Origin of the sequence: Flavobacterium sp. 123, from assembly GCF_003634825.1 — a bacterium.
In the GTDB taxonomy this organism is placed as follows: domain Bacteria; phylum Bacteroidota; class Bacteroidia; order Flavobacteriales; family Flavobacteriaceae; genus Flavobacterium.
The window spans coordinates 83,137-108,779 of the sequence record NZ_RBXD01000001.1; the positions used below are offsets into that span (position 1 = coordinate 83,137).

A 25,643-nucleotide genomic window follows, 5' to 3' on the forward strand; every position below is an offset into this window, starting at 1 on the left:
TAAAACAGTTCGTAACATTCAAAATAAACTTTCAAGAATGTAGTTAGAATTCTATTTACATACTCATTTTTTTATTTTTCCAAACTTAAAAATGCTTTACCAATATTTAAAATAATATCAGAAGCGATAAAAGATTGATAACCTGTTTCAGGTAAAGCAATATCTGCCGTCAATCCATGCAAATAGACACCAATAATTGCTGCATCAATTGGTTCATAAGATTGAGCTAATAAACTAGTAATAATTCCAGTTAAAACATCTCCACTTCCTGCTGTTGCCAAAGCTGCATTTCCAGTTGTATTCTGATAAATTTTATCATTATCAATTATTCTTGTTGGAGCATCTTTCATCACAATAATGAGATTATATTTAATTGAAAATAATTTAGCTAAATTAATCTTCTCTTCTTCAGAAGTCCATTTACCTATTAATCGCTCAAATTCTTTTGGATGTGGAGTAATAATAGTTTTAGCTGGTAGTAAAAAAATCCATTCTTTGTTTTTAGACAAAATATTCAATGCATCAGCATCAACTACCAAAGGAAAACTGTTCTGTTCTAAAAATTTATAAAAAGCTTTTTGAGTAACTACTTCCTGACCTAAACCAGGCCCAATACCAATTGCTTGTGGTATAATATCAAAAGATATTTCTGAAATATATCTTTCTTGATTATCCGTTAAAACCATTACTTCAGGAATTGCAGTTTGAAGAATATTATATCCACATTTGGGAATATAAGCTGTAACCAATCCACAACCTGATTTAAGAGCTGCTTTAGAAGAAAGACAAACAGCACCAATTTTCCCATAACTACCTCCTATAATTAAAACATGCCCTTGAATCCCTTTATGAGTATGGCTATCAATGGTTCTATATCTTTTCAGGATTTCTTTATGGTCAATATATAAAGGAAGTTGATTCATCTAACATATTTATTTGCTTAAAATTACAAAAAGCATTCAATAAATAATACCAAAAATCTATAAAAACAAACCCCCTTCATGGCTTGATGAAGGGGGTTTTAAAGAAAGTCGACGAACCGAGCTTGCGAACAGGTCGTACTGATAAAAAAAAGAACCCCAACCTTTTCAGGTTGGGGTTCGATAAAGAAAGGCGACGACATACTCTCCCACAAAATTGCAGTACCATCTGCGCAGGCGGGCTTAACTACTCTGTTCGGGATGGGAAGAGGTGAGCCCCGCCGCAATAACCACCTTAAGATTTTTAAGGCAATAGCCATTAGTCATAAGACTCTTAGCTTCTTGCTTGGGTACCATTACACTTTTGGCTTTTGCCTAATGTCTAATGGCTTATAAGTTAACATACTGAGATAAAGAAAAAAATTAGTTAGAAAGTTTCTCCCCCGGGTTACCCCGGGGAAAAGCGTACATAAGCTTACGGATTATTAGTACTACTCGACTATGACATTACTGCCTTTACATCTATAGCCTATCAACGTGGTCATCTCCCACGATCCTTAAAAGAAATCTCATCTTGTGGTGGGTTTCGCGCTTATATGCTTTCAGCGCTTATCCCTTCCAAACGTAGCTACTCTGCGGTGCCCCTGGCGGGACAACAGATACACTAGAGGTTTGTCCAATTCGGTCCTCTCGTACTAGAATCAGATCCACTCAAATTTCTTGCGCCCACAGTAGATAGAGACCGAACTGTCTCACGACGTTCTGAACCCAGCTCGCGTGCCACTTTAATGGGCGAACAGCCCAACCCTTGGGACCTTCTCCAGCCCCAGGATGTGACGAGCCGACATCGAGGTGCCAAACCCCCCCGTCGATATGAGCTCTTGGGGGAGATCAGCCTGTTATCCCCGGCGTACCTTTTATCCTTTGAGCGATGGCCCTTCCATGCGGAACCACCGGATCACTATGCTCTACTTTCGTACCTGATCGACCTGTATGTCTCTCAGTCAAGCTCCCTTATGCCATTGCACTCTACGCACGGTTACCAAGCGTACTGAGGGAACCTTTAGAAGCCTCCGTTACTCTTTTGGAGGCGACCACCCCAGTCAAACTACCCACCAAGCAATGTCCCCCGAATTACGGGGTTAGGCCTCAGATAAACAAAGGGTTGTATTTCAACAATGACTCCACAACGCCTAGCGACGCCACTTCACAGTCTCCAACCTATCCTACACATCATTTATCCAAGGTCAATACTAAGCTATAGTAAAGGTGCACAGGGTCTTTTCGTCCCACTGCGGGTAAGCGGCATCTTCACCGCTACTACAATTTCACCGAGCTCATGGCTGAGACAGTGTCCAGATCGTTACACCATTCGTGCAGGTCGGAACTTACCCGACAAGGAATTTCGCTACCTTAGGACCGTTATAGTTACGGCCGCCGTTTACTGGGGCTTCAATTCAATGCTTCTCCGAAGATAACATCTCCTCTTAACCTTCCAGCACCGGGCAGGTGTCAGGCCCTATACTTCATCTTACGATTTTGCAGAGCCCTGTGTTTTTGATAAACAGTCGCCTGGACCTCTTCACTGCGGCCAGCTTGCGCTGGCGACCTTTCTCCCGAAGTTACAGGTCTATTTTGCCTAATTCCTTAGCCATGAATCTCTCGAGCACCTTAGGATTCTCTCCTCGACTACCTGTGTCGGTTTGCGGTACGGGTACTATTAACCTGAAGTTTAGAGGTTTTTCTTGGAAGCCCTTAGGTACACTATCTCTTTGTCCGAAGACGCCGAGTACTATCGCATTTCACCAAGCTCTACGGATTTGCCTATAGAGCCTATAGCTAGGTGCTTTAACGAACTATTCCGTCAGTTCGCGGTACTTTCATCACTCCGTCACCCCATCACAGTTAACAGTAGTACGGGAATATTAACCCGTTGTCCATCGACTGTCCCTTTCGGGTTCGCCTTAGGTCCCGACTAACCCACAGCTGATTAGCATAGCTGTGGAAACCTTAGTCTTTCGGTGTGCGGGTTTCTCGCCCGCATTATCGTTACTTATGCCTACATTTTCTTTTCTAACCAGTCCAGCATACCTTACGATACACCTTCTACCCTGTTAGAATGCTCCCCTACCACTTGTAATAAATTACAAATCCATAGCTTCGGTAATATACTTATGCCCGATTATTATCCATGCTCGTCCGCTCGACTAGTGAGCTGTTACGCACTCTTTAAATGAATGGCTGCTTCCAAGCCAACATCCTAGCTGTCTGGGCAGACAAACCTCGTTCTTTCAACTTAGTATATATTTGGGGACCTTAGCTGATGGTCTGGGTTCTTTCCCTCTCGGACTTGGACCTTAGCACCCAAGCCCTCACTGTTATGAAACATTATATAGCATTCGGAGTTTGTCAGGAATTGGTAGGCGGTGAAGCCCCCGCATCCAATCAGTAGCTCTACCTCTATATAACTTTACGCATAACGCTGCACCTAAATGCATTTCGGGGAGTACGAGCTATTTCCGAGTTTGATTGGCCTTTCACCCCTACCCACAGGTCATCCGAAGACTTTTCAACGTCAACCGGTTCGGACCTCCACTGTGTGTTACCACAGCTTCATCCTGCCCATGGGTAGATCACACGGTTTCGCGTCTAACACTACTGACTAAAGCGCCCTATTCAGACTCGCTTTCGCTACGGATCCGTGGCTTAACCACTTATCCTTGCCAGCAACGTTAACTCGTAGGCTCATTATGCAAAAGGCACGCCGTCACCCCACGAAAGGGCTCCGACCGCTTGTAAGCGTATGGTTTCAGGATCTATTTCACTCCGTTATTCACGGTTCTTTTCACCTTTCCCTCACGGTACTGGTTCACTATCGGTCTCTCAGGAGTATTTAGCCTTAGCGGATGGTCCCGCCAAATTCAGACAGGGTTTCACGTGCCCCGCCCTACTCAGGATACCACTATCCTTTACACTTATTACTTATACGAGGCTATCACTCTCTTTGGCTCTACTTTCCAGTAGATTCTAATTCTTTGTGCAAGAAATGTCGTGGTCCTACAACCCCAACATTGCCGTAACAACATTGGTTTGGGCTAATCCGCGTTCGCTCGCCACTACTTACGGAATCACTTTTGTTTTCTTCTCCTCCGCCTACTTAGATGTTTCAGTTCAGCGGGTTTGCCCACCTATCGGTGTACTATGTCTTCAACATAGTGGGTTGCCCCATTCAGGTATTTACGGATCGTATCGTGTGTGCCAATCCCCGTAACTTTTCGCAGCTTATCACGCCTTTCATCGCCTCTGAGAGCCAAGGCATCCCCCATACGCCCTTATTTTGCTTATTGTACCAATCGTAAAATCAATTACGACCGTTTTGTTTCGATTTACTATTAAATAGTAAATCTGCTTTCTACTTTTTAATATTTTCTTATCTCAATATGTCAATGAACTTTTTTTAGTCGAATGTCAATAGTCGAAAGTCGTCAAGTGAAACACTTTGAACTTTATGACTTTAGGCTTTATGACTAAAATCGTGGAGAATATCGGAGTCGAACCGATGACCTCCTGCGTGCAAGGCAGGCGCTCTAGCCAGCTGAGCTAATCCCCCATTTCTAATTTTAAATTATGAATGTTGAATTTTGAATTAATGGTAATTCATACTCATACTTCTAAAATTTCCGTTTATCTTAAGTTAAATAGTAGTCCCGGGCAGACTCGAACTGCCGACCCCTACATTATCAGTGTAGTACTCTAACCAGCTGAGCTACGAGACTCTGTTTTACTTAAAATTTGTATTATTTGAACTAACAGCAAGAGTAATATAACGCACTATTAAATGCACTTCAATTTTTTGTCTTCTTTCTTGAAAGTGTTACTTGAGTAACTAACATTCAAGCTCTAGAAAGGAGGTGTTCCAGCCGCACCTTCCGGTACGGCTACCTTGTTACGACTTAGCCCTAGTTACCAGTTTTACCCTAGGCAGCTCCTTGCGGTCACCGACTTCAGGCACCCCCAGCTTCCATGGCTTGACGGGCGGTGTGTACAAGGCCCGGGAACGTATTCACCGGATCATGGCTGATATCCGATTACTAGCGATTCCAGCTTCACGGAGTCGAGTTGCAGACTCCGATCCGAACTGTGACCGGTTTTGTAGATTCGCTCCTGGTCGCCCAGTGGCTGCTCTCTGTACCGGCCATTGTAGCACGTGTGTAGCCCAAGGCGTAAGGGCCGTGATGATTTGACGTCATCCCCACCTTCCTCACAGTTTGCACTGGCAGTCTCGTTAGAGTTCCCGACATGACTCGCTGGCAACTAACAACAGGGGTTGCGCTCGTTATAGGACTTAACCTGACACCTCACGGCACGAGCTGACGACAACCATGCAGCACCTTGTAATTTGTCTTGCGAAAGTTCTGTTTCCAAAACGGTCAAACTACATTTAAGCCTTGGTAAGGTTCCTCGCGTATCATCGAATTAAACCACATGCTCCACCGCTTGTGCGGGCCCCCGTCAATTCCTTTGAGTTTCATTCTTGCGAACGTACTCCCCAGGTGGGATACTTATCACTTTCGCTTAGCCACTGAACTTGCGCCCAACAGCTAGTATCCATCGTTTACGGCGTGGACTACCAGGGTATCTAATCCTGTTCGCTACCCACGCTTTCGTCCATCAGCGTCAATCCATTAGTAGTAACCTGCCTTCGCAATTGGTATTCCATGTAATCTCTAAGCATTTCACCGCTACACTACATATTCTAGTTACTTCCTAATAATTCAAGTCAGACAGTATCAATGGCCGTTCCACCGTTGAGCGATGGGCTTTCACCACTGACTTATCTAACCGCCTACGGACCCTTTAAACCCAATGATTCCGGATAACGCTTGGATCCTCCGTATTACCGCGGCTGCTGGCACGGAGTTAGCCGATCCTTATTCTTACAGTACCGTCAAGGTTCTACACGTAGAACTGTTTCTTCCTGTACAAAAGCAGTTTACAATCCATAGGACCGTCATCCTGCACGCGGCATGGCTGGATCAGGCTTGCGCCCATTGTCCAATATTCCTCACTGCTGCCTCCCGTAGGAGTCTGGTCCGTGTCTCAGTACCAGTGTGGGGGATCTCCCTCTCAGGACCCCTACCCATCGTAGCCTTGGTAAGCCGTTACCTTACCAACAAGCTAATGGGACGCATGCTCATCTTTCACCGATAAATCTTTAATATATAAATGATGCCATTCATATATACTATAAGGTATTAATCCAAATTTCTCTGGGCTATCCCTTTGTGAAAGGTAGATTGCATACGCGTTACGCACCCGTGCGCCGGTCTCTAGTTCCGAAGAACTATACCCCTCGACTTGCATGTGTTAAGCCTGCCGCTAGCGTTCATCCTGAGCCAGGATCAAACTCTTCATCGTATATTGTTTGCTTAATAAATTAAGCTAAGTATTATGCGACTCAAATCTCTAGTGGTTAATTCTAATCTTACGATTCTATTACTCTTATTATTTGTCTTGAAATCTCTTTCAAAACGGCTGTCAATTCAATATGTCTAGGAACGTGTCTTCTTATTGTTTCGCTTGTATCTCAAAGCGGGTGCAAAAGTAGAAATTCTTTTTTAACTGGCAAGAAATTTTTGAAGTTTTTTTAGAAAAATTTTATTTTTCGTTTCTCCTCTTTTTCTTATCAGCATTTCAATGAACTTCGCTACTTTAGCGGGGTGCAAAACTACAACCTCTTTTCTAATTCCACAAGCTTTTTTTAATCTTTTTTTTATTTCTTTCGAAATTTAAATTCTTAATCAATCTTGTCATTTTATCGAAGAACGTCTGCGTCATTACTTCACCATATTCTTATTGTTATAAGTGTTCAGTGAACTTGTTTGCGGGTGCAAAAGTACAATACTTATTCACTTCTACAAGCTTTTTAAAACCTTTTTTTTGCCCTTTTTAATCCTTTATCCTTAACTCCCTGATTACTCGTTTTTTGCAATGTAATCTTTTTTCGGCTTCAGTAAAGACTTTCTTACTTATAGCCAATTATAATCCTGTTCGGATTGAAAACACAACTCTTTACCGCATTGCAAAACGAGATAATCCAAACCTGTTTTAAGCTTTTAATTCATACCAAAGCCCGAAAAAACTAACGTTGGCAGCAAAATTTGTAGATAAATACCGATTCGCGTTAGGGATAGCAGCGAAAAGCCCACAGGAAAGTGAAGAGAAACGAAACTTGACGAGGACTTGTAGCAAATAGCCCGACCTATATATAAGGTAAAGGCTAATCCTTTTTTAAAGATTAGCCTTTACCTTATATATAGGAACGCAATAATAATTAATCTATTTATTTTGCGCTTCTTTCTTAGATTGCCAGGATTCATTTAGATTATTATAATCAATAGGTACTACCGGTGGTTGATTTTGCAGTCTACCCGATTCAAAGGCTCTTACTAATATAGTCTCTATCAAATAGTCTTCATTAACTTCAAAAGGATTGTATTTTGTTTTAAGATTAATATCAAACATCCTAGCTGTTACATTTGACCAAAATGCCTTCCACCCGCTTTTGAGCGTACTTATTAGTTCATATGTTGTAGTGCCGGTTTGACGATGAATAAGTTTTACAAGTATTTGTCCTTGTTTACGAGAAAGTTTTTTGAGTTTAGCTTCGAATTCATTGCTTAAATAATCCTCTACAATTTTGAAATAGCGACTTTTTTCTCTACTTGTTTTAAGTTTTGCCATTCCCCTATTTAGAAATGTCAATCTTTCGGAAGCTAATTTAGCATATGGATAGGTTTTATAAACTCGGTTTTGAAGAATTAGAAATTGCTTTTTGGCTTCGAGATCTAACTTTTCTCTAGAAATTATAATTTCGGGTAATAATATGGTGTCATTAAGTATGGTATCATTTTCCGTTAAAACATATCCCATTTTGGTTGTGTCCTTTTGAACTATCTGCGCTTTTGCAGATAAAGAAATAAAAACTAAAACCAAAAGTAATTTAATGCGCTTCATGTTAAAAAAATTTAATTGCCAAAATTATACATTATATACGCAACTGTGATGCCAAATTTATAATTTAGCAAAAAAATAATTAATATGAGCACACAATCTATACTAAAAGAAACTTCTCTTACCTTTTTAGAAAATTACCTTAATAATGCTTCTCCAACTGGATTTGAAGCTGAAGGACAAAAACTATGGATGGATTACGTTAAACCATATGTAGATACTTTTATCACGGATACTTACGGAACGGCTGTTGGAGTTATCAATCCTGATGCTCCATATAAAGTAGTTATTGAAGGTCATGCGGATGAAATTGCGTGGTATGTAAATTACATTACTGATGACGGATTAATTTACGTAATAAGAAATGGTGGTTCTGATCACCAAATTGCACCTTCAAAACGTGTAAACATTCATACTAAAAAAGGAATTGTAAAAGGAATCTTTGGATGGCCTGCTATTCATACTAGAAACAGGGACAAGGAAGAAAATCCTAAAATCAGTAATTTGTTTATTGATTTAGGTTGTGAGACTAAAGAACAGGTTGAAAAAATGGGCGTTCATGTAGGTTGTGTTATTACTTACCCGGATGAATTCATGATTATGAACGAAAATAAATTCGTTTGTCGTGCTATAGATAACCGAATGGGAGGATTTATGATTGCCGAAGTAGCTCGTTTGCTTCATGAAAACAAGAAAAAATTACCTTTTGGATTATACATTACCAATTCTGTTCAAGAAGAAGTAGGTCTTCGTGGAGCAGAAATGATAACTCAAACCATAAAACCAAATGTTGCAATCATTACCGATGTATGCCACGATTCAACCACTCCAATGATTGACAAAAAAATTGAAGGAGAAACAAAAATTGGAAAAGGTCCTGTTATTACTTACGCTCCAGCGGTTCAAAATAATTTGAGAGAATTAATCTTGAATACCGCAATGGAAAAAGAAATTCCATTTCAACGATTAGCTTCTTCAAGAGTTACAGGAACTGATACTGATGCTTTTGCTTATAGTAATGGTGGAGTTGCATCTGCTTTGATTTCTCTTCCATTACGATATATGCACACGACTGTAGAAATGGTTCACCGAGAAGATGTAGAGAATGTTATCAAACTTATATATGAAACACTCTTGAAGATTGAAAACGAAGAAACTTTTTCTTATTTCAAATAAAAAAATGTTTAAACGTTAATTCGGTTATTTGATGAATCGATTGAACGAATAACCGAATTAATAAACAAACACTGCTATGAAAATTTTATTACTTGAAGACGATTTTACTTTATCGAAAGAAATTGTAAGCTTTTTCGATTCTAAATCTTTTCAATGCTATCCTTTTTACGATGGTTCACTTCTAGTCAAGAAATACAAACCTAACGATTATGACCTAATCATTCTTGATATTAATGTGCCTGGAAAAAATGGAATTGAAGTTTGCAAAGCTATAAGAGAATTAGACAAAAAGACTCCTATTATAATGTTAACTGCATTTAGCGAAATTGAAGACAAACTAACTTCGTTCGAATATGGGGCAGATGACTATTTAGTAAAACCATTTCACTTTCAAGAGTTATTTGCTAGAGTAAATTCGCTTTTGCGAAGAAAAGAAACACCACAGCAAGTACAACAAAAAATCGTTATTCAAGATTTAGAAATTTTTGAAACCGAAATGAAGGTTTTTCGCGCTGGTGAAGAAATAAAATTAACACCAAAAGAGTTCAAACTATTACTAACATTAGCCAATGCTAATGGAAATATACTTTCAAAACAATTTATTGCGGACAAACTATGGGATTACCACATAGAAACCAACCAAAACACAATAGAAGTTTATATTAACTTTCTGCGAAAAAAAATAGACAAAGATCATCCTGTAAAACTAATTCACACTAAAATTGGATATGGTTATTATCTAAACGAGTTCGAATGACATTAAAAAATAGAATATCACTTTTAGTAAGTTTACTCTTTACAGTCTTATTTGGCTTGGCATCTGCATTTATCTTTATCTTATATTCTAATTTTAGAAAGCAAGAATTCAATGACCGATTAGAAATCAAAGCACTTTCGACAATAAAATTATTAGCAAACGTAAAAGATATCGATTATAAAATAATGAAATTGATAGATAAAAATTCTATCAACGAACTATACGATGAAAAAACATTAATATTTGATGCCGACTTCAACTTAATTTATAGCAGTATTGATGATGCTAAAATAAAGTGGTCCGTTACTGATTTGCGCTTTTTGAAAAATCATAAAACATTCTTCAAAAAACAAGGCGACCGAGAGTTCTACGGAGTATTCTTTGACACGAGAGCCAAAGATTATTATGTATTAATCACCGCCAATGATAGTTATGGGAAAAGAAAATTAGTTTATCTAGAATACATTCTTATCATTTCGTATGTTCTTTTTACAGCACTATGTTGGATTTTAACCTCATTCACTGTCAAAAAAATAATGCAACCTTTGAGTTCTTTCCATCAAAAAATAAAAAACATCAACGAGAATAATCTAGACACTCGAGTAGAAGTAAAAAGCAATAAAAATGAAATCGACTTGATTGCAAATGAATTCAATTTCATGATGGATCGTATTGAAGTTTCATATGAGAAACAAAAAGAATTTACCGCAAATGCCTCTCATGAGCTTAGAACACCATTGTCCCGAATTATTTCTCAAATAGAAAACAAAATTGACAGCGACACTATTGATTCTGGCTCAAAAAGTTTCTTAAACACCATTCTTACCGATGTAAATCATCTTACAGAACTCATTCATTCCTTATTGATTCTATCAAAATTAGATACTAAAAGATATGAGAATAAAGAACCTAATCGTTTAGATGAAATACTTTTTACAGCAATAGAAAAACTAAACAAAACCTTCCCTGATTTTGTAATCCTTTTTGACATTGAAGAAAATGAAAATTTAGATGCGGCATTAGAAATTCGTGGCAATAAAAAACTATTAGAAATTGCCTTAAGTAATATTTTGAAAAATGCCTGTGTTTATTCTGATAACAAACAGGCAAAAGTTACAATTAGTTGCAAAGAGAAAAATCTAATTATTAATGTTTCAAATACAGGAAAAACATTAGACGAAAAAGAACAAAAAAATCTTTTTCAACCTTTCATGAGGGGTAAAAATGCAAACGGAACTTCTGGTTTTGGACTTGGTTTACGAATTGTACAACGCATCCTCACGCTTCATAAAGCAACAATTACGTATAGTGTTCCTAATAAAAACACGAATCTATTCCAATTAATATTTCATTTTTAAGCCTTTTTTAAGGTCAATATTAAGGCGTCCTAAAGCCTTGTGATAGCATCTTTGTATCAAATAAAAATGATACAATGAAAAAATTATTTGGATTATTACTGCTCCTATTTATCAATCAGGCTATTACAGCTCAAAAAACAGCTACACTTCAAGAATGTGAAAGTCAATTCCTGAAAAACAATCTTTTTCTTCTTGCTTCACATTATAATATTGATGCATCAAAAGCGCTCACAATTCAAGCACGAATTTGGGAAAACCCAGCTTTAACAGCTGATTTGAATGCCTACAATCCTGAAAGAAATAAATATTTTGATGTCGGTACGCAAGGTGCAAAATCAATTGGTATTGAGCAACTGATTTACCTTGGAGGAAAAAAAAGAAACGAAATAAAACTAGCCAAAGCTAACGAACAATTAGCAGAACTAGAATTCAATGATTTATTACGAACCTTGAAACTACAATTAAGAAAAAGCTTCTTTACGGTTTATTTCAATTCAAAAAACATTGAAACTACTGACAAACAGCTTTCGCACATTCAAGATTTGATTAACTCCTACTCTATTCAGGCTAAAAAAGGAAATGTTCCTGTGAAAGATTTAGTGCGTTTACAATCTTTGTTTCTGAACTTCAAAAATGAAAGAATGGAAGTTGTCAATAGCAATATTGAAGAACAAGCAAACTTGAAAGTATTATTAAACGAAACTTCAACAATCATTCCTGTAATTAGTGATGTTGAATTTAATAAATACACAAAAGACATTCCTTTTGATGCTAAAGCTTTTAAAAATTTAGCCATTGCAAATCGTCCTGATTATTTAATCAAACAAAAAGATATTGAGGCAAATGAATTGAATGTGAAACTTCAAAAATCACTTTCTATTCCAGATTTGACATTAGGTGCTTCTTACACACAACGAGGCGGGGCTTTTGACAACCAAAAGAATATTAATATTGGTATTCCTTTGCCACTTTGGAACAAAAACAAAGGGAACATAAAATTTTCTAAAACTATTTTAGAACAATCTAAAATTGAAAAACAAAATTTCGATTTGCAATTAGAAAATGAAATAGCTTCAAATTGGAACAAATGGAATGAATCCAGAAAAAATTACAACCAAATAAATCCATCAACAAATTCTGATTTTGAAATGGTTTATAACGGTATACTTGAAAATTTCCAAAAAAGAAACATCAGCCTTTTAGAATTTACAGATTTTATGGAAAGCTACAATCAAGCTGCAGTTCAATTAAATGAATTAAAGAAAAAAGTGGTGCTTTCAGGCGAAGAATTGAACAGTACAATTAATACCGATTTATTTTAATCCCAACACAAAACCTCCTCAAATAAAGGAAATTATCATAAAAATAAAACCATTCAAAAATGAAAAATAAAATAATATTAGGAATTGGATTATTTGCATTAGCACTAACAAGTTGTAAGAAAGCAGAAGAAAATCAAGAAACAAAAGCCACATTTGTATTGAGTGACAATATGCTTAAAACAACAACTACTGCTCCTGCAATTACTGAACCAGTTAAAAACGAATTGAGTTTTTACGGAAAAATTACTGCCGATAATAACAAATCTATAGATGTTTACCCACTTGTAGGCGGAAATGTAGTAAAAGTAAATGTTGAGCTTGGTGATTATGTAAAGAAAGGACAAATACTTGCCACTATAAAAAGTACTGATATTGCTGATTTTGAAAAGCAAATGGTCGATGCCAAAAGTGATTTGCTGGTAGCCAAAAACAATTTAAAAGTATCTCAAGAATTATTTGACGGAAAACTAAACGCTGAGAGAGATGTTTTGGAAGCAAAAGGTCAAGTTGCCAAAGCAATATCACAATTGAATCGAATTGAAGAAACCTACAAAATATACAATATAAAAGGGGGTTCAATTTATCAAGTAACAGCACCAATTAGTGGTTTTATAATTCAAAAAAGTATCAATCAAGATATGCTACTACGAAATGACCGTTCTGAAAACATTTTTGATATTGCTGAAATCAGCGAAGTTTGGGCCATGGCAAATGTCAACGAAAGTGACATAGAAAAAGTAAAATTAGGCGAAGATGCTGATATCACCACATTAAGTTATCCTGACAAAGTATTCAAAGGAAAAGTAGATAAAATATTTAATGTTATTGATCCAAATACAAAAGCTATGAACGCCAGAGTTCGTCTGTCAAACAAAGATTTCCTTTTGAAACCAGATATGAATGCTAGTATCAAACTTTCATTTAATGAAAATGAATCTATGATTGCTGTTCCAAGTACTGCTTTAATATTTGATAAAAGCAAAAACTTTGTTATGATCTTTAAAGACCGAAACAACATTGAAACTAGACAAGTAGAAGTGTACAGACAAGTAGGAGAAACAACCTATATATCAAGTGGTTTAAAAGAAAATGAAAAGGTTATTACCAATAATCAGTTATTTATTTATGATGCTTTAAACGATTAATAAGATGAAGAAATTACCCTTTTTATTTCTTTTTATGAGTGTGTTTTTTTCAACCAAAACAATTTCGCAAACAACGGATTCAATACAAAAATACAGTCTTAAATTTCAAATGACTTCTGTATACCAATGGCATCCTGAGTTCAAAGCGGATTATTCTGGAACGAATAGTATGCTTTCAAAAGAACAACGAGCATTATCACTTACGTCTACACTATTTTTAGACGTTCCCTTATGGAAAGGAGGATTATTTACATTCAATCCTGAAATGTCTGGAGGCGAAGGATTATCTTCTGCCAAAGGATTAGGCGGTTTCCCAAATGGTGAAACATTTAGAATAGGAGAAGCAAAACCAGTTGTTTATATGGCTAGAATGCTATTGCAACAGAAATTCAAATTCAAAAACAACCAATCGTTGCAAATTGTTGCTGGAAAATTTGGTCTTGCTGACTATTTTGATGGAAATACGTATTCACATGATCCTAGAACACAATTTCTAAACTGGTCTTTAATGACACATGGAGCTTGGGATTATGCAGCAAACACCAGAGGATATACCGACGGAATTTATGCAAATTATCAATTTGATACTTGGCAAGTCAGAGCTAGTTTATCTGCATTACCAACGAATGCAAATGGTCCAAATCTTGGATTTAGCTTCAAAAAATCGAATGCTGTTAATCTTGAAGTTGAAAAGAAAATTACTTTCAAGAACAATGATTCGGGTACTATAAAACTTCTTGGATACAAGAATTTAGCTGGAATGGGAAATTATAATCTAGCCAATTCAAATTATATAATTACTCCAAACATTGTTTCAACTAGACAAGACGGTAGAACTAAATATGGTATCGGAATTAATGCTGATTACAGCCATAGTGATACTTGGGGACTTTTTGGAAGGATGAGTTATAATGACGGCAAAAATGAAACTTGGGCATTTACTGAAATTGATCAATCTGCTTCATTAGGAATAAACTTAAAAGGAAAAATATGGAATCGTTCCGATGATTTTGCGGGTTTAGCAATAGCTACTAATGGCTTATCAGCTTCACATCAAACCTACCAAAAACTTGGTGGAAATGGTTTTATGATTGGTGATGGGAATTTAAATTATGGTACTGAAAAAATTGTAGAAGCTTTCTACAGCTTTGCTATCCCTCATACCTCTTTTACTCTTTCGCCAGATTACCAGTTTGTAGTAAATCCAGGATATAATAAAGATAGAGGACCAATACAATTTGTTGCTTTGCGTTTTCACGCACAATTTTAATATCAAAAAACATGAACAAATTCATTAAAAATATTATTGCTTTTTCGCTAAAGAATAAAGCATTTACCTTCTTTTGGGTAGGGATTTTGGCAGTTGCTGGTTTTATAGCTTTCAAAAACATGCCAATTGAAGCTTTTCCCGATGTGACAAATACACAAATCATAATTGTAAATCAATGGAACGGTAAAAGTGCCGAAGAAATTGAACGATTTGTAACTTCACCTATCGAGATTTCGATGAACTCTGTACAAAAAAAGACCAGTGTTCGTAGTATCACTATGTTTGGATTATCTGTTATCAAAATCATTTTTGATGATGGTGTAGATGATGCTTTTGCCCGTCAACAAGTCAACAATTTATTAAAAAACGTTTCGCTTCCTGATGGTGTTGATGTTGATGTTCAACCTCCTTATGGTCCTACTGGCGAAATTTTTAGATATGTTTTAAAAAGTAATAATCGTGACACTAGAGATTTATTGACCATTCAATCTTGGACAATTGACAGACAATTGAGAGCTATTCCTGGAGTGGCTGATTTAGTTGCTTTTGGTGGACAAGAAAAAACATATGAAGTAGGTGTTGATCCTATAAAACTTGCTAAATACAATATTACTCCATTACAAGTTTATGACGCAGTTAATGCCAGTAACTTAAATGTAGGTGGTGATGTAATCGAAAAAAATGGACAAGCTTATGTAGTTCGTGGTGTGGGTTTATTGAAATCAATAGCTGATATTGAAAACATCATTGTTGATGATGCAAATGGGAATCCTATATTAGTTAAAAACTTAGCTAATGTATACGAAAGTTCAATGCCTCGTGTGGGACAAGTTGGATTAAATGGAAATGATGATGTTGTTGAAGGGATTGTTGTGATGCGTAAAGGTGAAAATGCAAAAGAAGTATTAGCCTTAGTAAAAGCAAAAATTGAAGAACTGAACAATGGCATTTTACCAAAAGATGTTAAAATGGAAACGTTTTACGATCGTGACAAGCTAATGAATTTCACGACCGAAACCGTAATGCACAATTTATTAGAAGGAATTATTCTAGTAACGTGTATTGTTTTCCTTTTTATGGCCGATTGGCGTACTACATTTACAGTATCGATTGTGATTCCACTATCATTACTTTTTGCCTTTTTATGTTTGAAATTAATGGGAATGAGTGCCAATTTATTAAGTCTTGGTGCGGTCGATTTCGGGATTATTATAGATGGAGCAGTTGTAATGGTCGAAGGATTATTTGTGGTACTGGATCATCGAGCGCATCAATTAGGAATGGAAGCCTACAATAAAATTGCAAAAGGTAGTTTGATTAAAAAGACAGGGACAGAAATGGGTAAAGCAATTTTCTTTTCTAAATTAATAATCATAACCGCTTTACTTCCTATATTTTCTTTCCAAAAAGTAGAAGGAAAAATGTTCTCACCATTAGCTTATACGCTTGGATTTGCATTAATGGGAGCCCTAATTTTTACTTTGACTTTAGTACCCGTTTTATCTCATTTACTTTTGAATAAAAATGTAAAAGAAAAACACAATCCATTTGTAAATTTTTGGGACAGAATTGTAAGTAAAGGATTTACATGGACCTACAAACACAAAGTAAAAACACTTACTGCTTCATTGGTGCTATTAGTTGGGGTTTTCTTTTCAGCTACTTTTTTAGGAACAGAATTTTTACCACAATTAAATGAAGGTGCACTTTGGGTAGAAGCTAAATTACCTATGAGTACCAGTTTAACTCAAACGGTAAAAACTACCGCTGTTTTAAGAAAAGAACTGCAAACATTTCCTGAGGTAAACGGTGTACTTTCACAAGTTGGTCGTAGTAATGATGGAACAGATCCAAGTGGTTTTTACTATGTTCAAATGCAAGTAAACTTAAAACCTAAGGAAGAATGGAAACGCAAAATTTCTATGGATCAATTAGTGGATCAAATGGATCAAAAGCTAAAAAAACATCAGGGAATTGGATACAACTATTCCCAACCTATTATTGATAATGTTGCCGAGGCTGTTGCGGGAATTAATGCCTCAAATGCAGTGAAGATTTACGGTGATGATTTAGATAAACTAGATGATTTAGCGAATCAAGTAATTGCTAAAATCCAAAATGTTCCTGGTATTAAAGATGTGGGAATTTTAAGAAATGTTGGTCAGCCAGAAATAAGTGTCATTCTTGATAGAGAAAAAATGGCCGCTTATGGTGTAACGCTAAAAGATGCGCAAGCGGTTCTAGAATTAGCTTTTGGAGGAAAAACAGCAACTCAAAAATACGAAGGAGAAAAGAAATTTGATGTCAGAGTTCGTTATGCAAAAGAATATCGTAAAGATGAAAAAGACATCTCAGACTTAAAAGTTCCAACAATAAGCGGTGCAAAAATTCCTTTGAAAGAAATCTCAGAGGTTAAAAAAATTACTGGACCTGCTTTTATTTATAGAGACAATACCAAACGATTTATTGGGGTAAAATTCTCTGTTCGTGATCGAGATTTAGGAAGTACTATTGCTGATGCGCAATCCAGAGTAGCAAAACTAAAATTACCTACAGGTTATACTGTAGGATGGACTGGGGAATTTGAAAACCAAGTACGTGCAAGTGCTCGATTGGGACAAGTAGTGCCAATAAGTTTAATAGGAATATTTGTTTTGCTTTTCATTTTGTTTGGAAACATAAAAGATTCGTTATTGGTTTTAGCAAATGTTCCTTTTGCAATTATAGGTGGTATTATTGCACTACATCTAACGGGAATGAATTTTGGTATCTCAGCTGGTGTTGGTTTCATAGCCTTATTAGGAATTTGTATCCAAAATGGAGTTATCTTGATTTCGGAATTTCATAATAATTTGAAAGCCAAATTTACGCTCGAAGAATCCATTTTTATGGGAGTAAAAGCAAGAACAAGAGCTGTTGTAATGACTGCGCTTATGGCTTCAATTGGACTTATGCCTGCAGCAATTTCTACAGGAATTGGTTCTGAATCTCAAAAACCTTTGGCAATTGTTATCATTGGTGGTTTAATAACGGCTACTGTTTTAACGCTCTTAGTTTTTCCAATTATATTTTGGGTTTTCAACAGAAAAAAACACGAACAAATAGAATAGAAGATAGTTTTAATTGTTAATTATTGCTTGGTTAGGGAAAAAGCGCCACTATACTTGTTATAGTGGTGCTTTTTGATTTTAGAATAATTTTTTATTTGTTCTAATCCAATGGCTAATAAATTTTATGCATAAAAAAAATCCAACTATGACTAGTTGGATTTTTTGTTTTTCTCATAGAGAATTAAATCTATTTTCTACTTTGCAAATAGGCTAAAACATTCTTTTCAATTCGATCATTGATGTTTGAAATATCTGCTTTTACAAATTTCTCTCCAAGAATATTTTCATATAATTCAATATATCTTTCTGAAACAGTTTCAATATATTCATCTGTCATATTAGGAATTTTTTGTCCTTCAAGTCCTTGAAAACCGTTTTGGATTAACCAACGACGTACAAACTCTTTAGACAATTGTTTTTGTTCTTCTCCTTTGTCTTGACGCTCTTGATATCCTGCTGCATAAAAATAACGGGAAGAATCTGGTGTATGAATTTCATCAATAAGAACGATATCTCCATTTTTGTTTTTACCAAATTCGTACTTAGTATCTACTAAAATTAATCCTCGGCTAGCCGCTATTTCTGTTCCTCTTTGGAACAATGCTCTAGTATATTTTTCTAAAACTAAATAATCTGCTTCACTAACAATTCCTTTTGAGAGTATATCTTCTCTTGAAATATCTGCGTCATGCTCTCCATTATCTGCTTTTGTAGTAGGCGTAATAATTGGCTCTGGAAACTTATCATTTTCTTTCAATCCTTCTGGCATAGTTACACCACAAAGTGTTCTTTTACCTGCAGCATATTCTCTGGCAGCATGTCCTGAAACATACCCACGAATTACCATTTCAACTTTAAAAGGTTCGCATAAATAACCAACCGCAACACTTGGATCTGGAGTAGCTATCAACCAATTTGGCACAATATCCTTTGTTAACTCCATAAACTTAGTAGCAATCTGATTTAGAATTTGACCTTTATAAGGAATTCCTTTTGGTAAAACTACGTCAAAAGCCGAAAGCCTATCTGTAGCAACCATTACTAAAAGCTCATCATTTATATTGTATACTTCTCTAACTTTTCCTCTATAGACAGATTTTTGATTAGGAAAATTAAAATTAGTTGTTGTGATTGTATTGCTCATTATTCTATGTTGTGAGGTTGTTGTTTTTTATGAATGCAAATTTAGGGTTATTTTAGTAAGAAATGCAAAGAAACCTATTAGTTCAAGCAATTAAAAATTGTTCTATATTATAGATTGATTTTATTTTAAAAGTGAAGATGCCAGAAATTCTTGGTGCAAATGTTTTGCAACACCATCATTGTCATTCGTAAGAATTACTTCTAAATGAGAAAGCTTATTCTTTAGAGAATCTGGTGCATTACCCATAACTAATCCTTTGCCTGTAGCTTTAAGCATATTTTCATCATTGAATCCGTCTCCAAAAGAAATTGCTTCTTCAAAAATCAGATTTTCTTTCTCTAAAATTTTAGCTATAGCAACACTTTTATCAACCGATTTATCCATAAACTCCAAACAAATTGGAAGACTAAAAGCATGACTAAAAAGATCTGAATGATGCTCTAAAATTTGCGCTCTTAATTCTAATAACTTAGAATGTTTTTCATGGGTAAAAAACACTTTAATCGCGCTTAAATCTTCAACAGTACTGAAATCCACTAATTCAGGATGGTAGTTTAATTCTGTTTGAAAACTATTTAATTTTTCATTGTGCTTATTGGTTTGCCATACATTTTCACGAAATAAAACAGTTGTAATTTCAGGGTCGATATCTAAAGATAAAATAGATTTTACATGATCACTTTCCATATTAACCGAGAAAAGTAATTCTTTGGTTGGTGAATGAATTCTCGCACCGTTTGATGTTACTAAATAAAGTGGAACACCTAAACTTTCGACTAATGGCATAGCATCCAAATGATGGCGTCCAGTAGCCACAATTACTAAATAGTTTTGATTGTGTAGTTCTTGAAAAACGGTCTTGGTATATTCTGATATTTTATGGTGGGCATTAAGTAATGTTCCGTCTAAGTCACTAATTACTACTTTAATTTTCTGTTTTGTCATTGCTCGTTTTTCTCTTTCCTAAATAATTTCAAATTTATTGCATTTAAAACAGATAAGCAAATCTTATAATTAAACCGCTGGTTTTTCATTAATTTAATCTTTAAAAAGCAAAAAAGGATGTAATTAAATAGTTAAATTACATCCTTTTAGCTTAAAATTTATTTTTTAATCATGATTTTCGATCTGCTTGTAAGCATCAATTACTTTTTTAACTAATCGATGACGTACAATGTCCTTATCATCTAAATAAATAATACCTATTCCGTCAATGTCTTTCAAAACTAATATGGCTTCTTTAAGACCGGAAATAGTTCTTCGAGGTAAATCAACCTGACCTGGGTCACCCGTAATCATAAATTTGGCGTTTTTTCCCATACGAGTTAAGAACATTTTCATTTGAGAATGGGTTGTGTTTTGAGCTTCATCTAATATTACAAAAGCATTATCTAACGTTCTACCGCGCATAAATGCTAAAGGTGCAATTTGGATAATTCCTTTCAAGATATAATCTTCGAGTTTTTCATTAGGTAACATATCACGTAACGCATCATAAAGTGGTTGCATGTATGGATCTAATTTTTCTTTCATATCTCCAGGCAAAAAACCAAGGTTCTCCCCTGCTTCAACAGCGGGTCTTGTTAATATGATTCGTTTGACTTGTTTTTCTTTTAAGGCTTTGATAGCCATGGCCACACCGGTGTACGTTTTACCTGTTCCAGCAGGTCCAACAGCAAAAACCATATCGTTTTTATCCATCGTGTCAACCAGTAACTGTTGGTTAGGAGTCATCGGTTTGATGATTTTACCACCTACACCATGCACTAATATTTTGTCTTGACCTTGGATTTTTCTTTCGTCTTGACCATCGCCTAGAATGACACGCTCAATTACATTATCATCAATAGTATTGTAACGTGTAAAATGCAACATCAAACGTTGAAAACGTTTCTCGAACTCGTCCAAAACTTCTTTCTCACCAAAGGCCTTAATTGTTGTACCCCTTGCAACGATTTTTAATTTAGGGTAATATTTTTTAATGATTTCAAGATGAGTGTCTTGAGCACCCCAAAATTCTTTTGGAGCGATGTCTATGAGCTCGATTATTCTTTCGTTCAAAAGCAGTAGTTTTTAGTTTGTTTTAATTTAATGTCAATCGCAATCCTATTCCGTTTTTATTGGTAATCAATTCCATCTTTGTATTATAAAATTGATTGGAACCTAGAGCTGCCTGATTGTTATAATCAGTTACTACTTTTTCAATTTTTCTTGAAAAACCAATTTTAACAGGAATGGCGATTATAATTGCTGCAATACCTATATAAGTCAATGCTGTTGGATAGGTTTTCTCACTTTGTAAACCATAATATCCTCCACCTAATGGAGTTGCGGATATTCCAGATGCAGTAAGTCCATGAATTAAATCAGCAGTCAAAAATCCAAAACCACTAATTAGCAACACATTACCAACCGTCTTCTTGGTTCTTCCGCTATTGTAATTATCCAATATTTCCTGATTAGAGGCTAAAATTGTTCTAATTTTTTCTGGTGAAATTTTATGGTTTTCAGTATCAGTAATATTCCCATTAGAAGTATAAACCAGCTTCTGGCTAAATGCTTGAAGGCTGCAAAAGAATAGAAAAATTAAAAAAAGAGGTTTAATCATCTGTTGGGTTTTAAATTAAAATTCTATTTAATTAAAGCCTAAAATACTTTAGCTTTGCATTTCTCAAATTTAATAAAAATTAGGTTTAGGTATCGCCAATAGTTATAAACAAAATTATGTCAATAATTACCCTTACTACTGATTACGGCTTGAAAGATCACTTTGTAGGTGCATTGAAAGGGAAGATTTTATCTGAATATTCAGAGGCATCAATTATAGATATTTCACATGATATCGACCCATTTAACACAGTAGAAGCAAGTTACATTATTAGCGCATCGTATGCGAGTTTTCCAAAAGGTACTGTTCATCTTATAGGAGTTGATATGGAATGGAATAAAGAAAACCAACATATTGTGATGCAATGGAACGATCATTATTTTATTGCAGCTGATAACGGGATTTTAAGTATGCTTTCGCAAAAAATTGTCCCACAAAAAATTGTAGCTATAAATATTCATGACCGTCTACATAATGAGGCAACTGATATGGATGTTTTTGTAAAAGTTGCATGCCACATTGCCAAAGGTGGTTTATTGAACGTTATTGGCAAAGAAACGAACAGTATAAAACAAGTAACAGAACTGCAAGCTATTGCTTCTGTAGATGGAAATTCATTGAAGGGCCATGTGATTTATATAGATCATTTTGGGAATGTAATTACTAATATTTCTAAAAAACAATTTCTTGAAATTGCCAAAGGCAGACCTTATGAGATTGTAATGAAAACAAAAAACATCAAGACAATTTTGCCGAACTATTCCGCAATTGCAAGTTCTGATAAATATCCAATAAAGTATTATGAAGGCGAAAAACTGGCTATTTTTAACGAAGCTGGTTTTCTTGAAATTGCCATTTTCAGAAGCAATCCGTCTAAAGTAGGTTCTGCCAATAGTTTATTAGGATTGAATTATAGAGATAATATACTTATAAAATTTGTTTAAAGTTTAAGGTTTAAAGTTGAGCAACTTTAAACGTATTGAACTTTAAACTTTAAACAAAAAACAATGTTTGTACGAATAGTAAAAATGAGTTTTCACGAAGAAAATATTCCTGCTTTTTTGGAAAATTTTGAATTAATGAAAGACAAAATACGAAATGCGCCTGGAAACCGTTTCTTAGAATTGTATCAGGATAAAAACAATAAAAGTATTTTCTTCACTTACAGCTATTGGGAAACCGAAGATGACTTGGAAAATTATAGAAAATCAGAACTTTTTAACGAGGTTTGGGCTTTTACCAAGAAATTATTCAATGACAAACCAGAAGCTTGGAGTGTGAACAAATTAGTTACTTTGGTTTAAACTTTTAAACAAAAAACAAATGAAATCAATCGTATTACGTGAAATAAAATCTTTTTTTGGGTCGCCAATCGGCTACTTAGTTATTGCCATTTTTTTAATTATAAACGGCCTTTTCCTTTGGGTTTTTGAAGGTGATTATAACATTTCAAATAGTGGTTTCGCTGATTTAACTCCTTTTTTCACCTTAGCACCTTGGATTTTTATTTTCTTAATTCCAGCAGTAACTATGCGCAGCTTTTCGGATGAAAAAAAACAAGGGACATTGGAGTTATTACTAACCAAGCCACTGTCCATTTGGCAAATTGTAAACGGAAAATTTCTTGGAGCTGTTGTACTCATCATAATGGCAGTTATTCCAACCTTTATATATGTAGCGGTAATTTCAAATTTAGGAATGCCAGAAGGTAATATCGATATGGGAAGTACAATTGGTTCTTATTTTGGTTTATTATTTTTGATTTCGGCTTATTGTGCCATAGGCGTTTTCACCTCTACCCTTTCTGACAATCAAATTGTAGCTTTTATTATATCGGTATTTTTATGCTTTATATTCTATTTTGGTTTTGAAGGAATTGCCAGTACTATTCCAAGTTTATCAACTATAATTGCTTCTTTAGGAATGCAAGATCATTTCAAAAGTATGAGTCGTGGCGTTATTGACACGCGTGATAGTATCTATTTTGCTAGTATCACAATCTTGTTCCTTTCGTTTACTGTTTATAATTTAAAATCTGTTAAATCGTAATGACTACTTCCAATAAAAAAAACATAAAATCTTTACTGAGTATAATTTTAATAGTATTGCTTTTGAATGTAATAAGCAACAGTTTTTTTCATCGTTTTGATTTAACAAAAGACAAAAGATACACGCTTTCAACTACTTCGTTGAATATTATCAAACAAGTCAAAAATCCACTGTCTATAAAGGTATATATGCAGGGTGATTTGCCTGCTGAGTTCAAGAGATTACAACAAGAAACCAGACAATTATTAGAAGAATTTCAAGGATATAATTCGAATATTGTTTTTGAGTTTGTTGATCCTTTGGAAAACCAAGACGAAAGTATGGACAACATCAAAGAGTTGTACCGAAAAGGTCTTACACCAATAAACATAACCGTTGACGATAAAGGGAAACAATCACAAGCAATGGTTTTTCCTTGGGCAATTGCCGTTTATGACAACAAAGAAGTCAATATTCCTTTGTTGAAAAATATTATGGGTGCCTCTACCACTCAAAAAGTAATTGGCTCGGTGCAACATTTAGAATATTCCATTGCAGATGCTTTGAATAAAATCACCAAAGCCAAGCAAAAAAAGATAGCCATTATCAAAGGAAATGGGGAGTTTCACGAAGCTTTTATTGCTAAATTTCTGTTACAAGTTAGAGAAAGTTATCACATTGGACCTTTTACACTTGATTCTGTGGCAAAAAATCCAACAGGAAGTTTAGCTGCTTTAGAAAAATATGATTTAGCGATTATTGCTAAACCCACAGAAACTTTTACCGATAGCGAAAAACAAGTTTTAGATCAATTTATAATGAATGGTGGAAAAACAATGTGGCTTATTGATCAAGTTGCTGTAGAAATGGATAGTTTGTATAACAATTCGGGAGCTACACTTGCGTATCCAAGAGATTTGAATTTGAATGATATGTTTTTCAAATATGGCATCCGAATCAATCCTGACATTGTAAAAGACGAACAAGGAAGTCCTATAAAACTAGCTTCGGGAGATCCAGGAAGTGCTGCTCAATTTCAGGAGTTTACTTGGAAATTTGCGCCGCAAGTATATCCTACTAGCAAGCATCCGATTGTAAAAAATTTAGGCAGTATCAAATTTGATTTTGCAAATCCCATTGACACCTTGAAAAACGGAATCAAAAAAACCGTTCTTTTACAATCCTCTCAATATTCAAAGAAAATAGGAGCTCCATCCGAAATTAATTTAAGTATCGTAACCGAAGAAACAAGTCCGAACGACTATTTAAATAAAGGAAACATTCCTCTTTCGGTATTGTTAGAAGGCTCGTTTCACTCGATGTTTGAAAACCGTGTTTTGCCTTTTGACCAAAAAACATTTTTATCGAAAGGGAAAGAAAATAAGATGATTGTTATTGCTGATGGAGACTTAATAAAGAATCAATTAGACAAGAATTTTCAACCCGTAGAATTAGGTTACGATCAACGTTCTGGGAATTTGTATGACAACAAAGATTTTCTAGTAAATTGTGTCAATTATCTTTTAGATGATACTGGACTTATTAACATTCGAAGTAAAGATCTTGATTTGCCATTATTAAATAAAGAAAAAGTTTATGAAAACTATACCCGAACACAGTTCATAACTATCGGGCTACCAATTCTAATTTTGCTACTTTTTGGACTTGTTTTTACATTCCTAAGAAAAAGAAAATACAGTAAATAGATGTTAATAAAAAATTTTCCAAACTCGAATAGTTTACGATATATTTGTAGGGTGGATGATTTTAAAAGAAGTTAAAAAGTTTACC

At 35.2% G+C, this 25,643-nt stretch carries 17 protein-coding genes, 2 tRNA genes and 3 rRNA genes; 11 read left to right on the plus strand and 11 right to left on the minus strand.

What is annotated here, in order from left to right:
* Positions 1 to 71 precede the first annotated feature (71 nt).
* The 7 genes from C8C88_RS00395 to C8C88_RS00425 all read right to left on the minus strand — a co-directional run bounded on the left by C8C88_RS00395 (position 72) and on the right by C8C88_RS00425 (position 7,937).
* On the minus strand, positions 72 to 923 hold the full coding sequence (locus tag C8C88_RS00395) for an NAD(P)H-hydrate dehydratase (RefSeq protein WP_121336249.1): 852 nt from the start codon (positions 921 to 923) through the stop codon (positions 72 to 74).
* 185 nt (positions 924 to 1,108) lie between these two features.
* Positions 1,109 to 1,218 (minus strand): 5S ribosomal RNA (gene rrf / locus C8C88_RS00400).
* Positions 1,219 to 1,385: 167 nt separating this feature from the next.
* Positions 1,386 to 4,267: ribosomal RNA gene (locus tag C8C88_RS00405) — 23S ribosomal RNA — on the minus strand.
* A 189-nt stretch (positions 4,268 to 4,456) separates the two neighbouring features.
* Positions 4,457 to 4,530 (minus strand) — tRNA-Ala (locus C8C88_RS00410).
* A gap of 92 nt (positions 4,531 to 4,622) precedes the next feature.
* A tRNA-Ile gene (locus C8C88_RS00415) sits at positions 4,623 to 4,696 on the minus strand.
* Between the two features lie 128 nt (positions 4,697 to 4,824).
* Positions 4,825 to 6,338: ribosomal RNA gene (locus C8C88_RS00420) — 16S ribosomal RNA — on the minus strand.
* The 16S, 23S and 5S rRNA genes sit together here with 2 tRNA genes alongside, the layout of an rRNA operon.
* Positions 6,339 to 7,259: 921 nt before the next feature.
* Entirely contained in the window at positions 7,260 to 7,937 is a 678-nt protein-coding gene (locus C8C88_RS00425; RefSeq protein WP_199711369.1) for a DUF4294 domain-containing protein, read from the minus strand.
* Positions 7,938 to 8,021: 84 nt separating this feature from the next.
* On the opposite strand from C8C88_RS00425, the gene C8C88_RS00430 reads away from it, so the two are divergent.
* From C8C88_RS00430 to C8C88_RS00460, 7 genes are all read left to right on the plus strand, one after another.
* On the plus strand, positions 8,022 to 9,110 hold the full coding sequence (locus C8C88_RS00430; protein WP_121336250.1) for a M42 family metallopeptidase: 1,089 nt from the start codon (positions 8,022 to 8,024) through the stop codon (positions 9,108 to 9,110).
* Between the two features lie 76 nt (positions 9,111 to 9,186).
* A complete protein-coding gene (locus C8C88_RS00435; protein WP_121336251.1) occupies positions 9,187 to 9,867 on the plus strand; it encodes a response regulator transcription factor in 681 nt (226 codons plus the stop codon).
* Positions 9,864 to 11,225, plus strand: a complete 1,362-nt coding sequence (locus C8C88_RS00440; RefSeq protein WP_121336252.1) for a HAMP domain-containing sensor histidine kinase — start codon at positions 9,864 to 9,866, stop codon at positions 11,223 to 11,225. The genes C8C88_RS00435 and C8C88_RS00440 overlap by 4 nt, the downstream gene beginning before the upstream one ends.
* A 74-nt stretch (positions 11,226 to 11,299) precedes the next feature.
* The gene (locus C8C88_RS00445; RefSeq protein ID WP_121336253.1) at positions 11,300 to 12,547 is read left to right on the plus strand and encodes a TolC family protein; all 1,248 of its coding nucleotides are present in this window, start codon (positions 11,300 to 11,302) and stop codon (positions 12,545 to 12,547) included.
* 59 nt (positions 12,548 to 12,606) lie between these two features.
* Entirely contained in the window at positions 12,607 to 13,692 is a 1,086-nt protein-coding gene (locus tag C8C88_RS00450; RefSeq protein WP_121336254.1) for an efflux RND transporter periplasmic adaptor subunit, read from the plus strand.
* A 4-nt stretch (positions 13,693 to 13,696) separates the two neighbouring features.
* Entirely contained in the window at positions 13,697 to 14,962 is a 1,266-nt protein-coding gene (locus C8C88_RS00455) for a carbohydrate porin (RefSeq protein WP_121336255.1), read from the plus strand.
* An 11-nt stretch (positions 14,963 to 14,973) separates the two neighbouring features.
* Entirely contained in the window at positions 14,974 to 18,072 is a 3,099-nt protein-coding gene (locus tag C8C88_RS00460) for an efflux RND transporter permease subunit (RefSeq protein WP_121336256.1), read from the plus strand.
* Between the two features lie 187 nt (positions 18,073 to 18,259).
* Here the strand turns inward: C8C88_RS00460 and C8C88_RS00465 are convergent, their stop codons facing one another.
* The 4 genes from C8C88_RS00465 to C8C88_RS00480 form a co-directional block, all read right to left on the minus strand.
* Complete coding sequence (locus C8C88_RS00465) at positions 18,260 to 19,216, minus strand: phosphoribosylaminoimidazolesuccinocarboxamide synthase (protein ID WP_121336257.1); 957 nt, start codon at positions 19,214 to 19,216, stop codon at positions 18,260 to 18,262.
* A gap of 120 nt (positions 19,217 to 19,336) precedes the next feature.
* A complete protein-coding gene (locus tag C8C88_RS00470) occupies positions 19,337 to 20,161 on the minus strand; it encodes a Cof-type HAD-IIB family hydrolase (RefSeq protein ID WP_121336258.1) in 825 nt (274 codons plus the stop codon).
* Positions 20,162 to 20,326: 165 nt separating this feature from the next.
* The gene (locus C8C88_RS00475; RefSeq protein WP_121336259.1) at positions 20,327 to 21,277 is read right to left on the minus strand and encodes a PhoH family protein; all 951 of its coding nucleotides are present in this window, start codon (positions 21,275 to 21,277) and stop codon (positions 20,327 to 20,329) included.
* 22 nt (positions 21,278 to 21,299) lie between these two features.
* A complete protein-coding gene (locus C8C88_RS00480; RefSeq protein WP_121336260.1) occupies positions 21,300 to 21,824 on the minus strand; it encodes a hypothetical protein in 525 nt (174 codons plus the stop codon).
* Positions 21,825 to 21,940: 116 nt separating this feature from the next.
* On the opposite strand from C8C88_RS00480, the gene C8C88_RS00485 reads away from it, so the two are divergent.
* From C8C88_RS00485 to gldG, 4 genes are all read left to right on the plus strand, one after another.
* Complete coding sequence (locus tag C8C88_RS00485; protein WP_121336261.1) at positions 21,941 to 22,768, plus strand: S-adenosyl-l-methionine hydroxide adenosyltransferase family protein; 828 nt, start codon at positions 21,941 to 21,943, stop codon at positions 22,766 to 22,768.
* Between the two features lie 63 nt (positions 22,769 to 22,831).
* Positions 22,832 to 23,128, plus strand: a complete 297-nt coding sequence (locus C8C88_RS00490; protein WP_121336262.1) for a putative quinol monooxygenase — start codon at positions 22,832 to 22,834, stop codon at positions 23,126 to 23,128.
* Between the two features lie 19 nt (positions 23,129 to 23,147).
* Positions 23,148 to 23,873 (plus strand): gliding motility-associated ABC transporter permease subunit GldF, encoded by a 726-nt coding sequence (gene gldF, locus C8C88_RS00495; protein ID WP_121336263.1) that lies wholly within the window; start codon positions 23,148 to 23,150, stop codon positions 23,871 to 23,873.
* Entirely contained in the window at positions 23,873 to 25,558 is a 1,686-nt protein-coding gene (gene gldG / locus C8C88_RS00500; protein ID WP_121336264.1) for a gliding motility-associated ABC transporter substrate-binding protein GldG, read from the plus strand. The genes gldF and gldG overlap by 1 nt, the downstream gene beginning before the upstream one ends.
* Positions 25,559 to 25,643: the final 85 nt, after the last annotated feature.